The sequence below is a fragment of the Streptomyces sp. NPDC043176 genome, assembly GCF_056436715.1.
In genome coordinates this window covers 367,268-380,301 of sequence record NZ_JBWKCA010000003.1, presented here as the reverse complement: position 1 = coordinate 380,301, position 13,034 = coordinate 367,268, and the positions used below count along the sequence as shown (strand labels likewise).

At 72.5% G+C, this 13,034-nt stretch carries 12 protein-coding genes; 3 read left to right on the top strand and 9 right to left on the bottom strand.

What is annotated here, in order from left to right; translation table 11 throughout:
• Positions 1-40: 40 nt before the first annotated feature.
• Entirely contained in the window at positions 41-490 is a 450-nt protein-coding gene (locus tag AC067A_RS06780; RefSeq protein ID WP_478615453.1) for a DoxX family membrane protein, read from the top strand.
• A complete protein-coding gene (locus AC067A_RS06775; RefSeq protein ID WP_478615450.1) occupies positions 490-996 on the top strand; it encodes a Zn-ribbon domain-containing OB-fold protein in 507 nt (168 codons plus the stop codon). The genes AC067A_RS06780 and AC067A_RS06775 overlap by 1 nt, the downstream gene beginning before the upstream one ends.
• Here AC067A_RS06775 and AC067A_RS06770 read toward each other — a convergent pair.
• From AC067A_RS06770 to AC067A_RS06745, 6 genes are all read right to left on the bottom strand, one after another.
• Entirely contained in the window at positions 976-2,913 is a 1,938-nt protein-coding gene (locus AC067A_RS06770; protein WP_478615653.1) for a serine/threonine-protein kinase, read from the bottom strand. The genes AC067A_RS06775 and AC067A_RS06770 overlap by 21 nt on opposite strands.
• Positions 2,914-3,083: 170 nt before the next feature.
• Positions 3,084-5,345, bottom strand: a complete 2,262-nt coding sequence (locus AC067A_RS06765) for an FG-GAP repeat domain-containing protein (RefSeq protein ID WP_478615448.1) — start codon at positions 5,343-5,345, stop codon at positions 3,084-3,086.
• Positions 5,346-5,407: 62 nt separating this feature from the next.
• Entirely contained in the window at positions 5,408-7,660 is a 2,253-nt protein-coding gene (locus tag AC067A_RS06760; RefSeq protein WP_478615446.1) for an FG-GAP-like repeat-containing protein, read from the bottom strand.
• A gap of 178 nt (positions 7,661-7,838) precedes the next feature.
• Entirely contained in the window at positions 7,839-8,795 is a 957-nt protein-coding gene (locus AC067A_RS06755) for an FG-GAP repeat domain-containing protein (RefSeq protein ID WP_478615443.1), read from the bottom strand.
• Between the two features lie 190 nt (positions 8,796-8,985).
• Positions 8,986-9,276: a hypothetical protein gene (locus AC067A_RS06750; protein ID WP_478615441.1), complete on the bottom strand. Its 291-nt coding sequence runs from the start codon at positions 9,274-9,276 to the stop codon at positions 8,986-8,988.
• A gap of 255 nt (positions 9,277-9,531) precedes the next feature.
• Entirely contained in the window at positions 9,532-10,383 is an 852-nt protein-coding gene (locus AC067A_RS06745; RefSeq protein ID WP_478615438.1) for a LysR family transcriptional regulator, read from the bottom strand.
• 95 nt (positions 10,384-10,478) lie between these two features.
• Here AC067A_RS06745 and AC067A_RS06740 point away from each other — a divergent pair, with 95 nt between their 5' ends.
• Entirely contained in the window at positions 10,479-11,210 is a 732-nt protein-coding gene (locus AC067A_RS06740) for an SDR family NAD(P)-dependent oxidoreductase (protein ID WP_478615435.1), read from the top strand.
• 72 nt (positions 11,211-11,282) lie between these two features.
• On the opposite strand, the gene AC067A_RS06735 is transcribed toward AC067A_RS06740, so the two are convergent.
• Genes AC067A_RS06735 through AC067A_RS06725 form a run of 3 tightly spaced genes read right to left on the bottom strand, consistent with a single transcriptional unit; the run spans position 11,283 to position 13,011 of the window.
• Positions 11,283-11,909, bottom strand: coding sequence for an HAD family hydrolase (locus AC067A_RS06735; RefSeq protein ID WP_478615433.1), 627 nt, complete (start codon positions 11,907-11,909; stop codon positions 11,283-11,285).
• Positions 11,906-12,151 (bottom strand): DUF397 domain-containing protein, encoded by a 246-nt coding sequence (locus AC067A_RS06730; protein ID WP_478615431.1) that lies wholly within the window; start codon positions 12,149-12,151, stop codon positions 11,906-11,908. Before AC067A_RS06730 ends, AC067A_RS06735 begins: the two co-directional genes overlap by 4 nt.
• A complete protein-coding gene (locus AC067A_RS06725; RefSeq protein WP_478615428.1) occupies positions 12,148-13,011 on the bottom strand; it encodes a helix-turn-helix domain-containing protein in 864 nt (287 codons plus the stop codon). The genes AC067A_RS06730 and AC067A_RS06725 overlap by 4 nt, the downstream gene beginning before the upstream one ends.
• Between the last annotated feature and the right edge of the window lie 23 nt (positions 13,012-13,034).

Sequence of the window (13,034 nt, the reverse complement as noted above, 5' to 3'; positions counted from 1 at the left end):
ACTGACGTACCGTCAGATATGGCTCTCCGAGGGGGCACGCATGCAGACCGTCTGGCTCACCGGCGCCGAATGGCTCGCCGTCCTCCGCATCGGCCTCGGCCTGTGGTGGCTGGAGAGCTGGCGCCACAAGGACAAGAAGGGCTGGTTCGAGCGCGGCACCGGCATCGCCTGGGCCGCCGACGTCGCCGGCAAGCACCGCTGGCCGCAGGTCAAGAAGGGCTTCGAGACCGTCGTGGCCCCCCGTCCCAGGCTCATGGCGTACGTCGTCGTCTACGCCGAACTCGCCCTGGGCCTCGGCCTGGTCGTCGGCCTCCTCACTCCGGTCGCCCTCGTCGGCGGCCTCCTCCTCAACCTCCTCTACCTCGTCCTGATGATCCACGACTGGGCCGAGCAGGGGCAGAACGCGATGATGGCCCTCATCTCCCTCGTCGCCCTCTTCGCCGTCTCCTGGCAGACCTGGTCCCTCGACTCCGCGATCGGACTCTTCTGATGACGGCGCAGCCCACGACGCCCGCGACCACCGAGGCCGCCCGGCCCGCGACGCCCCCGGCGGTCAAGCCCGCCACGGCCGCCACCCCCGACATCGACGCCTTCACCCGCCCCTACTGGGACGCCGCCGCCGAGGGCAGGCTGCTGCTGCGCCGCTGCGCGGCCTGCGACCGCGCCCACCACTACCCGCGCGAGTTCTGCCCCCACTGCTGGAGCGAGGACGTCCGGTGGGAGCAGGCGAGCGGCCGCGCCACGCTCTACACGTGGTCGGTCGTCCACCGGAACGACCTGCCCCCCTTCGGGGAGCGCGTGCCGTACGTCGCCGCCGTCGTCGACCTCGCCGAGGGGCCGCGCATGATGACGCAGGTCGTGGACGTGCCGGAGGGCGACCTCCGGATCGGGATGGAGCTGGAGGTCGCCTTCCGGGCGGAAGGGGCGGACGGGGAGGTCACCGTCCCCGTCTTCGGCCCGCCGGGCTCACCGCGCTCATCTGGTTCCCAGGGCTGAGATGTTCCGCCACAACTGTGCGCGGTTCGTGGAGTCGCAGGTGTAGGTCATCACGAACGGCGGACCGACCAGCAGGCACTGGCCGCTGTTCATGTTCTTGATCGTCCGCCCGGAGGACGTCGACGTGCCGGTCTTCCAGGCCTGGACGCTGGATCCGCTGCAGGCGGCGACCGTCACGCTGGAGCCGCTCGGTTGCAGGCAGTTCCCGGACTTCTTGCTGATGAGGCGGAAGGTGCCGTTGGCGCCGGGGGAGTAGGTCCAGGAGTACGCGAGGCTCCCGCCGTTGGTGGGCGCCGAGCCGCACTCGTAGGTGTTGACGAGGATGGCGTAGCCCGCGTCGTTCTCCGCCAGACACTGCCCGTTGGAGACGTTCTCGATGGAGTACGTCCCCGAGGGCGTCGAGCCGGTGGGCGGCGGGGGTGCGGGTGCCTTGGTCGTCGGCTTGGGGGCCGGGTCGGTCGTCGATCCGCCGGAGGAGCCGGAACCGCTGCCGGAGGCGGTGGAGCCACCGCCGGTGGAGCTCGACCCACCGCCCCCCGAGGCGGAGCCGTCACCCCCGGGCAGCGTCCCCGTGCCGCCCGCCCCGCCGCCCACGGCCCCGCCGCCCACCGCCCCGCCGTCGACGGGCGGGGGCGGAGCGCCGGGGGAGGAACCCGGCGGCTTCGAGGCGGGCGGCTTCGGGGCCGGGGCCTTCGAGGACGGGGAGCCGGGCGCGCTCGACGGCGGCACGGCCGCCGGCTGCGAGACGACGGCGGACGGGGAGGGCGAGGTGCTCGGGCCCGCCCCGAGACGGCCGATCTCGTACGGGCCGAGGGCGACGGTCAGGGTGGTGCCGGTGGCCACGACGACGGGCACGGCGAGCATGACGAAGCGGTTGCGGCGCTTGCGCTGCTCGCCGGAGGCGCCCCGGCCGGTCGCGGCCGGCCGGTCGGGGGAGGCGGTCGCGGGCTCCTTGCCGGGCTGCGGGGTCAGCGAGGCGGTGGCGACGTCCTCGGAGGGGTCGGCCTTCTCCAGCTCCGTCAGGTGCTCGGCGGTCGGGGCCCCGGCGGCGAAGACGGCGCGCTCGCCGATCCGCCCGGCGACGGCCGTCGGCCAGGCGGCGTCCGCGGCCCGCTCCTCGGTGAGTCCGACGAGCTCCTCGGCCGTCGGCCGGTCCGCGGGGTCCTTGGCGAGACACTTCCGTACGAGCTCCGCCAGCGCGGGATCGTCCTCGGTCAGCCGCCCGAACTCGGGCTCGGCGTGGACCACCCGGTACAGGAGGTCGGGGCCGGAGCCGTCGCCGAACGGGGGCCGCCCGTTCGCCGCGTACAGCAGGAGGCTGCCGAGGGCGAACACGTCGGCCGCGCCGGTGAGTCGCCGGTCGGCGACGGCCTGCTCGGGTGCCATGTAGGCGGGCGTGCCGATGACCATGCCGGTCTTGGTGAGCCGGCTCTGGTCGGCGGCGCGGGCCACGCCGAAGTCGATGAGGGAGAGGCCGTCGCCGGTCAGCATGACGTTGGACGGCTTCAGGTCGCGGTGCACCATGTCGGCGCCGTGGACCACCCGCAGCCCGTTCGCCGCGTCGCGGAGGAGGCGCCAGAGGGCGTCGCCGGTCAGCGGGCCGCCGTTGAGCCGGATGGCCTCGTTGAGGGTGATGCCGGGGATGAACTCGGTGGCGAACCACGGCGGCTTGGCCGTGCGGTCGCTCGCGAGGAGCTTGGTGTTCGCCCCGGCGGGAAGCCGGGCGAGGTTGTCCAGCTCGTGCCCGAAGTGGCTCAGGAAGTCGGGGTCCTCGGCGAGCACGGGAAGCACCCGCTTCACCGCCGCGAACGTGCCGGGCACGGCGCCCAGGTACACCCGGCCCATCCCCCCGGACCCGAGCACCCCGAGCAGCCTGAACGCCCCGATCCGCCGGGGATCCCCCGCCTCCAGCGGCATGGCCCCGCTGCCGATCAGCCCGCCGAAACTAGAGTTGTTTTCCGGTTCCCCCTGCATGGGCCACACACTAGCCGAGCCCCCTTCGGATCTGAATATCAATCAGGTGAAGGGGGATCGACGTCAACATATCGTCAATCGGGCCGAGTTGGCGCGAGACGTACGGGAATCTCCTAGAACCAGTCCCGGTCGGTCATCGAGTTCTGGAAGTAGTTCTCCAGACGCGGCTTGAAGGGCGCCTGCCAGTCCCCCGTCCCCCCGTACCAGTACATGCGGGCCGTGGGATCGGACTTGTCGAACGCCACGAGGTCGTTGCGGCCGTCGCGGTCGATGTCGCCGGTGCCGACGACCCGGGCGTACGTGTTCCAGCCGGAGCCGATCTTCGTGCGGGGCGCGAGGGTGCCGTCGCCCTTGCCGAGGTACTGCCAGAGGTTGCCGTCCTTGTCGCGGGCGACGAGGTCGCCGGCGGGGGCTCCGGCGATGTTGCCGGTGGCGGTGACCTGGTGGTAGACGCCCCAGCCGGTGCCGATCTGCTTGCGGGGCCCGAGCGGCGCGTTGTGGTTGCCGGTGGCGGGGTACAGCCACAGCCCGCCGGCCGTGTCCGTCGCGAGGACGTCGGGCCGGCCGTCACCGGTCAGGTCGCTGCCGCCGGCGATCTGGTCGTAGATCTGCCAGCCGGTCCCGATCCTCACCGGGGGAGCGAACGAGAAGGTGCCCGCGCCCGGGTGCATCCACAGCCCGCCGCTCTTGTCGCGGGTGACCAGCTCGGGCGCCGTGCTCATCCCCCCGAGGTCCCCGGGCGCGACGAACCGGTCGTAGGTGCCTCCCCAGCCGGGGAGCGTGGCGCCCTTGAACCAGTTGAAGCCCTGCTGGAGGGGAAGGTAGGAGCCTTCGAAGACCGACACGTCCCCGGTGGCGGAGTCGACCGCGAACAGGTCCGGCGAACCGTTGCCGGAGAAGTCGTGCGACTTCGGCGCGCGGACGACCTTCGTCGTGCCGCTCAGCCCCACGCCCTTGCCCACCCCGTCGAGGGGGGCGACGCTGACCTGCCAGACGTAGTCGCCGTTGGGGACGTCGCCCCACGGGGTGAGCCCACCCTCCCAGGCCGAGCGGTTCCCCTGCCACGTGAGGGTCATCTCCCCGGGGCCGGTCGGGCCCTCCGTGGGGCGGAGCTCGCTCGTCCACTCCGTGACCAGGGGCGTCTCCGCCTTCGAGATCATGACGGTCACCCGCACGTTGCGACGGCTCACGCCGATCGTGAACGGGACGACGCCCCGGTTCTTGTCGAGGTCGAGGACCGCCGGGATGTCCGGGCCGCTGGTCACGGAGACACCGGTCTTCTCCCCGGTCCCCGCCACCGGCTCCCGCGTGACCGAGGCGCCGCCCCGCACCCGGTACAGCCCCTCGCCCTCGGCCACGGACCCGCCGCGCACGAGCACCGAACCGTCCGGAGCGGCGGTCACGCTGGTCACGTGGTCGATCCACGGCTTCCACCCGGACGTCCCCGTCAGGCTGACGGCCCGCGGAGGGTTGCGGTAGTGGAAGGGGTCCGTGTCGTCCTCCCCGTAGACCACCCAGCCGTCGACGAGGCCGACCTTCACCGCGCCGCCGCCGGTGTTCAGCGTCGTGAGCTGACCGGACTTCCGGTCCGCCACGATCAGCTGGTCGTCGAAGTAGCCGTCCGAACGCGGCTTGCGGTGCACCCACGCCACGTGCGTGGCCGACAGCGCGGCGGACTGCGCGTAGTCGACCGGGCCCTGGTTGGCGTACGTCTCCGTCACCGCCCGCGTCGCCAGGTCGACCACCGCGAAGTGGCTCTTCCCGGCCGACCGGTAGCCGACGAGCGCGGTCCCGGGGATCCCGGCCGCGAAGGTGAGCGCGCTCGCGTCCGCCGGCAGCCCCGTCACGGCGTGGTTCCCGGTGCTGCCGTCGGCCTCGTGGGTCACGAGGTGCAGCAGGGTCCCGCCGTCGGCGGGGGCCACGCTCGTCAGGACGGTGCCACCGACCGCGCCGATCGGCGTGTGGACGCCGCCGCCCGGGAAGTTGATCGCGATGTCGACCGGAGCGGCCCCCGTCGCCATGTCCCTGAGCCGGACCGTGTTGATCCCGGGGCGCGTGACGACCACGTCGGACGCGGCCCCCAGGACCTCCTCCTGACCGAGGTCGCTCGTCGTCCCGTCGGCCAGCCGCGTCCACCGGTACTCCCCGGCGTCGCTCTTGCTCAGGAACCCGGTCTCACCCGCGCTGACCACCTCGGACGCGAGCGGGAAGGCGATCGGGGCCTCGGCGGTGACCGCCGGCGCCACGGCCGGGGTCCCGGCGACGGCGCCGGGGGCCGCCGCGACGAGGGTTCCGGCGGTGACGGCCAGGGTCGCGGCGACGGCGGCGGCGAGGAGTCTCGACCGGGACGGCGTGCGGTGCGCTGTACGGGGCAAGGCTCGGTTCCTGTTCCGTGAAGGGGACGAGGGAATGCGTCGTGGCGGGGGGAGCGGGGGCGCTAGAACACGAGGCGCGCGTCCTGCGCGGCCGCCCATTGCGCGGTCCGGGGACCGAAGGGCGCGCTCCAGACGCCCGTGCCCTTGTAGACGTAGACGTTCTTGCCCGGGTCGGACGGGGTGCGGACGTAGGCCATCAGGTCGTTGCGGCCGTCGTGGTCGAGGTCGCCGATGGCGAGGATCCGGCTGTACGCGCTCCAGCCGCCGCCGATCCTGGTGCGGGGGGCGAAGGTGCCGTCGCCCTTGCCGAGGTACTGCCAGAGGACGCCGTCCTTGTCGCGGGCGACGAGGTCGCCGGCGGGGGCTCCGGCGATGTTGCCGGTGGCGGTGACCTCGTTGTAGACGCCCCAGCCGGTGCCGACCTTCTTGCGGGCGCCGAAGGGGGCGTTGACGTTCCCGGTGCCGGGGTACAGCCAGAGGACGCCCGCCTTGTCGGTGGCGAGGAGATCCGCCCTTCCGTCGGCGTTCACGTCACTGCCGCCGGCGAGCTTGTCGTAGATCTGCCAACCGGTGCCGATCCGGGTGCGGGCCGAGAGCGGCTTGTCCGCCGTACCGCCCTGGTAGAGCCAGAGGTATCCGCTCCTGTCGCGGGCGACGACGTCGGGCTGCGTGGTGCCGCCGAGGTCACCGGGGACCGAGACGCGGTCGTAGATGCTCCAGCCGGTTCCCCAGCGGGTGTCCCAGCCGCGCGTGTCCTCGTTCCAGACGAGTTCGCCCGCCGCGTTGACGCTGAGCAGGTCGGGGACGGCGTTCTCCGTCCAGTCGTGCGGGCGGGGAGCGCGGGCGACGGTGAACGTGCCCCTCAGCTCCACCGCCTTCCCCACGCCGTCGGTCGGCCGGATCTCCGCCTTCCACTCGTACAGCCCGTTCGACGCCGTCCCGCTGGACCCGTAGTCGCCGGTGCCGTAGTCGTAGCTGCCGTCCCACCTGACGAGGAGGGATCCGGGCGTGCCGCTGGAGGAGCCGTTGCCCTGCCACATGTAGGAGTAGTGGTCGATCTGGCCGGGCGGCGAGATGATCATGTGCACCGCCGCGTCGGGCCGGTCCACGTCGAACGTGAACGCCGCGGGGCTGTTCTTGTCGGGGTCGACCACCTCCGGGGCGTCGTACCCCGTCACCGAGAGCTGGGTGACCTCGCCGCTGCGGGCCACCAGCTGCCGGCCCACCCCGTCCTCGCCCGCCGTGACGCGGTACAGCCCCTCGGCCTCGCCCTCCACGAGCGACCCGCCCCGGACGAGGAGCGTCCCGTCGGGCGCGACGGCGAGGCTCGTCGCGTGCTCCAGGAGCTCCTCGTCCGGGTCGGAGCCCAGGGACCGGGCGACGAAGGGGAGTCGTGCGTTGTGGGGATCGGTGGCGTCCTCCCCGTGGACCACCCATGACCCAGTCAGGCCGACCCTGAGCCCGGTGGCCTCCCCGACGGCGAAGCGCCGTGTGACACCGGGCTGCTTCCGGTCGGCGACGACCACGGCCTGCTGCAGCCGCCCGTACGCGTCCACGGTCTGCTCGACCCACGCCACGTGCGTCGCCGAGAGGGCGAGGGACTGGGAGCCGCGGCTCGGCTTCGGGTTCTCGTACGCCTCCACGACCGCGGCCGCCGCCAGGTCGACGACGGCGTACCGGGTCTTCCCCCCGGACCTGTACGAGACCAGCGCCGTCCCGGGGATCGCGGACCGCAGCGTGAACTGCGTGCCGTCCACCGGCAGTCCGGTCACCGCCCGGTTCAGCAGCGTCCCCTCGGCGTCGTGCGAGACGACGTGCAGCTCCTCGGCACCGGTCTCCATGTGCACGCCCGTCAGGACGGTCGAACCCACGGCGCCGATCGCGATGTCGACCCCTTCGCCGAGCTTCCGGAGATCGACCTCCACGGGCGCCGCACCCGTGGCCATGTCCCGGATCCGCAGCACGTGGTCGGCGGTCTGTGCGACCACGACGTCCGAGACCCCGCCCAGGACCGGCCCCGAACTCTCGACGACCGTCGAGACCCCGTCGGAGTAGCGGGTCCAGCGGTACTCACCGGCGTCGCTCTTGCTCAGGAAGCCGGTGGCGCCCGCGCTGACGATCTGCGACGCCTTCGGGAAGGCGATCACCTCGCCGTCGGCGGGGGCGGCCGCGGCGGCGGACACCGGCACCACGGCCGGGGCCGCGGCGCCGGCGACAGAGGCCGACGCCAGCGTCCCCGCGGTCACGGCCAGCGAGACGGCGACGGCCGCCGTCAGTCGCCGGGACCGTGAAGTGACACTCGATACGTAGGACAACGCCGGCTCCCTGCAGGTCCGTGAGGGCGCGAGGCGCGCCACACCCAAACAGACATGCGAGGGAGCCGAGGGGTTGTACGGAGATCCACTTCGGTCTCTGCCGACTGCCGACTGCCGACTGCCGACTGCCGACTGCCGACTGCCGACTGCCGATCGCCGACTGCCGGCCCGCGCGCCGCTACAGCAGGTTGTAGACCTGGAAGCCGTAGCCGATCTTGACCGGCGGCTTGTAGAGGGCGCCCGACGCGCTGCCCGTCCCCGAGTACCGGAACAGCTCGCCGTCGGGCTTGCGCGCGATCAGGTCGGACACGCCGTCCTTGTCGAGGTCGCCGACGGAGAGGATCCGGTCGAACGCGTTCCAGCCGCCGCCGACCCTCGTGCGGGCCGTGAAGGGGGCCTTGTAGTCGCCCGTGCCCTTGTACAGCCACAGGACGCCGGAGGTGTCGCGGGCGACGATGTCGGGCTTGCCGTCACCGGTGAGATCACCCTGGCCCTCGACCTGCGTGTACTGACCCCAGCCGCCGCCGAGGCGCTGGCGCGGGGTGAGCTTGCCCTCCGGGTAGGAGAGGTACTGCCACAGGACGCCGGCCTTGTCGACGGCGATGAGGTCGGCCTCGGGGGCCCCACCCAGGCTGCCGGGGGAGAGCACCTTGGTGTAGATGTTCCAGCCCGTGCCGATGTCGTACCGATGACTCTCGAGTTCGTCGTCGATCCAGCTGTACGTCAGCCGGCCGTCGGTGAAGAGGCTCCAGCCGCCGTCGCTCCAGCCGTCGCCGTCGACGTCGACGCTGATCGAGTCGGCGAAGCCCGCGAAGCTGACGCCCACGTCGTACCGGGGATCGAAGCCGCCCGCCTCGTCGGCGAAGTACAGGTACAGATTGCTCGTCCGCTTGTCGACGGCCGACATCGAGAAGGTCGGCGTCAGGACCGGGGCGTCGGCGTCGGCGAGGGCCCGCGCGCCCGGCGCGCCCTCCGCCCGCCGCTCGGCCTCCGCCTCTGCCCGCGTCCGCTCGGCCGCCGCGCCCGGGTCGCCGGCCGCGAAGGCCGTCCCGGCGGTGGCCGCCATCGCGACGGCGACGGCGGCGGTGCCGACGGCGCGGCCGATGGCGCGCCGACGTCGGTTGATCGTGCTCATGAGATGTTCCCCCCTGCGCTCGCCCCGCGGCCGGATGCTGGTCATGGCTCTGCCTGTTGCCGCAGGTGTTCCAGGTGTCCGGAAGCCTCTCACGTGCCTCTGACAGGAGAGGGTCGGGGGCCGTGACACCGGCTTCGTCCGCCTCAAGCTGCCCATCCGGTGGGGCAGTTACTGACCCGCGCCGCGGGGATCAGGCCGAGCGGCGGGCGCGGAGCAGGCGGGCGCCCTTCACGGCGTGGACGGCGGCCATGAGCGCCAAGCCGGCAAGGCCGAGCCAGATCCAGGACTCCGCCGCCACGAGGTTCGACAGGAAGCCCCCGAGGAGCAGCAGGGTGCCGACCGTCTCCAGCAGGTCGAGGCGCGCTTGGGAACGCACCGCGGGGTCCGGGCCGCGCATCCGGCGGCCGACAGGGACGAGGGCGAGGGCCTGCAGGACGGCCACGCCGAGGGCGATCCAGACCAGCCAGTCGGGTATGTCCACGGCGTGGACTGTACCGCCCGCGGCTGCCGGCCTCCGAGGTGATCCAAAAGAAGCGCCCTGGAGGAATGATGCGAAGGGGTGGGAGTGATCGGGACGGGCGTCCCTGACCGTGCGGACCGACACCCGCCGCGTGCACCCACCGCGATCTGCCGCCTGAGCAGGGCCACGAGGGGTGGAACCGGGCCACGAGGGGTGGAGCCTGGCCACGAGGGGGAGCCCGGCCGCGAGGGGGGAGCCCGGCCGGGCGGGTAGGGGCTACGGGAGACGTGTCGCGGTCCGGACGAGGTCGGCGACGGCTCTGGACCGGCTGTGCGGTGGCCAGGCGATCACGGTGGTGACGGTCGGCGCGTCCAGTACGGGCACGGCGGCGAGGTCGTCGTGCAGTTGGGCCCGGCACGACTCCGGTGAGACCGCACAGGCCCGGCCGAGCGCGACGAGCTGCAACAGCTGCGCGTGGTCGCGGACCTGCGGGCCGGGGCCGGGCGGGTAGGTGCCGTCGGGGTCGGGCCAGCGCGGCAGGGGCAGGCCCGGCAGCCCGGTGATGTCGGCCATGTGCACATGGGCCCGGGCGGTGAGCGGATGCCCGGCCGGCAGGACCACGACCTGGCTCTCCGTGCTGAGCTCTTCGGTGTGGAATCCGGCCGTCGAGTCGAACGGCCGGTGCAGCAGCGCCACGTCGGCCCGGCCCTCGCGCAGGAGTCGTTCCTGCTCGGCCGGACCGCACAGGATGACGTCGACGGGGACCGCGCCGGGTTCGGCGGCGTACGCGTCGAGCAGTCTCGCCAGCAGTTCCCTGGACGCGCTGGCCTTCGTGACCAGGACCAGGCCGGGGCGGCCGGTCGCGGAAAGGGCGGCGCGGCGGGTCCGACGCTCGGCGGCCTCGACCGCGTCGAGCGCCGCCCGGCCCTCGACCAACAGCACCGAGCCGGCCTCGGTCAGCGTGACAGAGCGACCGGACCGATCCAACAGCACTGCCCCGAGCCGGCGTTCGAGCCGCTGGATCGCCCGTGACAACGGCGGCTGCGCGATCCCGAGCCGCTGCGCGGCACGCCCGAAGTGCAGCTCTTCGGCGACAGCGACGAAATACCGCAGTTCCCGGGTCTCCATCCGGCCACGCTATCCCGGATCGATACCCTGGAGGTATCGGTGCGCACCCGATCGGTCTTGGACCCCCGCCGAGGTCCGAAGGCAGCATCGTCCCCATGACTGAACGGACGATCGCGCTGGTCACCGGCGCGAACAAGGGAATCGGCTACGAGATCGCAGCGGGCCTGGGCGCCCTCGGCTGGAGCGTCGGCGTCGGCGCCCGCGACGACCGGCGCCGAAGCGCCGCGGTGGAGAAACTGCGCGCCGCCGGCATCGACGCGTTCGCCGTACCGCTGGACGTGACCGACGACGCGAGCGCGACCGCCGCCGCCCGGCTGATCGACGAACGGGCCGGACGCCTCGACGTGCTCGTCAACAACGCCGCCATCACGGGCGGCATGCCCCAGGAGCCCACCCGGGTCGACCCCGCCACCCTCCACACGGTCGTGGACACCAACGTGATCGGCGTCATCCGCGTCACCAACGCGATGCTGCCGCTCCTGCGCCGCTCCGCCGCCCCACGGATCGTGAACATGTCCAGCAGCGTCGGCTCCCTCACCCGGCAGTCAGGACCCGCCGCCGAGCAGACGACAGGACCGGTGTCAGCGGCGTACGCGCCGTCGAAGACGTTCCTGAACGCCGTCACCCTCCAATACGTCCGGGAGCTGAGCGGCACCGACATCCTGATCAACACCGCCTGTCCCGGCTACGTCGCCACCGACCTCAACGGCTTCCGCGGCGTGCGCACCCCCGAACAGGGCGCGGCGATCGCCATCCGCCTCGCGACCCTGCCCGACGACGGCCCCACCGGCCGGTTCTTCGACGACGCCGGCGCAGTGCCCTGGTGATGTGCCCGGCGGCCCTCACCCGCCAGGCCGACGCCGCCGCGCCCGAAGCCAGGGCCGGCCCGCATCGTTCCTCTAGATCGCTCCGGCCCGCTCCAGGATGTGCGGCGCCGCCTCCGCCAGGGACGCGAAGTGCCGGTGCGCGCCCACGTCGGCGGACCCGTTCACGGACCACACGGTCATCCCGGCCGCCCGTCCCGACCGCACCCCGGACGGAGCGTCCTCGATCACCAGACACTCCGCCGGGTCCGCCCCCAGCTTCTCGGCGGCCATGAGGTACGGGACGGGCGACGGCTTCCCCTCGGACACGGACGCCGCGTCCACGATCAGCCCCGGCAGCGGCAGCCCCGTCCTCTCGAACCGCCCCCGCACCCGGTGCTCGTAGTTCGACGTCACCAACGCCCACCGGCCACCAGGCAGCGCCTTCAGAAGCTCGGCCGCCCCCTCGAAGGCCCCGTACGTCCCCGTCCGGACGTCCTCGTCCTCCAGCTCGTGCAGCAGGGCGAGGCACTCCTGCGGATCCGCCCCCGGCACCACCGCCGCGAACGTCTCCACCGGGCGCGTCCGCAGCGCCGTCGCGTACACCTCCGCCCCGTCGAGCCCGTACCGCGCCGCCCACTGGTGCCACATGCGCCGCTGGTTCTCGACGGCGTCCATCAAGGTGCCGTCGACGTCGAAGAGAACGAAGTCCTTTGAGGTCACGCCCGGGATGCTACGTCCACGAACACGGCCCAGGAGGAGGGGGATACGGCGAGCTGGGGGCCGTGGGGGTCCTTGGAGTCGCGGATGTGGATGAGGGCGGGGTGGGCGGCGATCTCTACGCAGTTGCCGCCTTCGGGGCCGCTGTAGCTGGACTTGCGCCAGTCGTAGGCGACTTCGATGCACTCGCCGCCTTCGCCGTCGCTGTAACTGCTCTTGAACCAGACCAGATCCGCGGTGCTCATAGCTCTCCCAGCATCTTCTCGATCCGCTCCAGGGACTCGCGGGGTGTGAGTGCCTGCGCCCGGATGATCCCATAGCGCTCGGTGTACATGCGGACCTCCTCCGGGTCGGTGAACAGCCGGGCGTGTCCATAGATCTCGGTGTACGCGACCTCCCGCCGTCCCTTGGGAGTGAGCAGGGTGAACGCGCCTCCCAGCCCTGGGTGTTCATCGGGATCGTTCGGCATGATCTGGAAGTGCACGCTTCTCAGATGGGCGACCTCGGCGATCCGCCGCAGCTGCTCCCGAAAAGCGTCCCGGCCGCCCAGCGGGCGACGCAGTACCGACTCCTCGATGACGAAGCTCATGGTCGGGCCGGGCCATTTGTCGAAGATCACCTGGCGAGCCAGCCGGTCGGCCAACCGCTTCTCGATCGTCTCCTCGTCATAGAGCGGGCGCCGGTAGCGGAAGACGGCCTCCGCGTAAGCGGGCGTCTGGAGAATGCCCGGCACCGCCTGCACGGCGTAATAGTGCAGGGCCACCGCCTCCGCCTCCGCCCTCGCGAAGCTCCGGAACCAATCCGGATGCCGCACCCGAACCCGCGCCAACGCCTCCCGCACGTCGTCCACCGCCGCCGCCAGCACGCCCCCAGCCCCCAGCGCCGGGTCGGCCCGCAGCAGGAAGTCCGGTTGGGGCGTCCGTACTCCCCGCTCGATCGAGGACACCAAGTCCTCGCTGCAATGCGTGATCTCCGCCAGCTCCGCCTGGCTCAGCCCCGCGTTCTTCCGCAGCACCTTGATGATCTTCCCGAGCGCACGGAAGAGGTGCGCCGTCCCGTCCACCTCGGAGGGCCGTTCCGGCCGCTCCTCCTCGTTCCCCGACATCCGTACCGCCCTCGTGGCGCACC

Excerpts from the sequence above, each read along its gene's own strand:
- AC067A_RS06780 (WP_478615453.1), top strand. The coding sequence starts at position 41 with ATGCAGACCGTCTGGCTCACCGGCGCCGAATGGCTCGCCGTCCTCCGC.
- AC067A_RS06775 (WP_478615450.1), top strand. The coding sequence starts at position 490 with ATGACGGCGCAGCCCACGACGCCCGCGACCACCGAGGCCGCCCGGCCC.
- AC067A_RS06770 (WP_478615653.1), bottom strand. The coding sequence starts at position 2,913 with ATGCCGCTGGAGGCGGGGGATCCCCGGCGGATCGGGGCGTTCAGGCTG.
- AC067A_RS06755 (WP_478615443.1), bottom strand. The coding sequence starts at position 8,795 with ATGAGCACGATCAACCGACGTCGGCGCGCCATCGGCCGCGCCGTCGGC.
- AC067A_RS06745 (WP_478615438.1), bottom strand. The coding sequence starts at position 10,383 with ATGGAGACCCGGGAACTGCGGTATTTCGTCGCTGTCGCCGAAGAGCTG.
- AC067A_RS06740 (WP_478615435.1), top strand. The coding sequence starts at position 10,479 with ATGACTGAACGGACGATCGCGCTGGTCACCGGCGCGAACAAGGGAATC.
- AC067A_RS06730 (WP_478615431.1), bottom strand. The coding sequence starts at position 12,151 with ATGAGCACCGCGGATCTGGTCTGGTTCAAGAGCAGTTACAGCGACGGC.
- AC067A_RS06725 (WP_478615428.1), bottom strand. The coding sequence starts at position 13,011 with ATGTCGGGGAACGAGGAGGAGCGGCCGGAACGGCCCTCCGAGGTGGAC.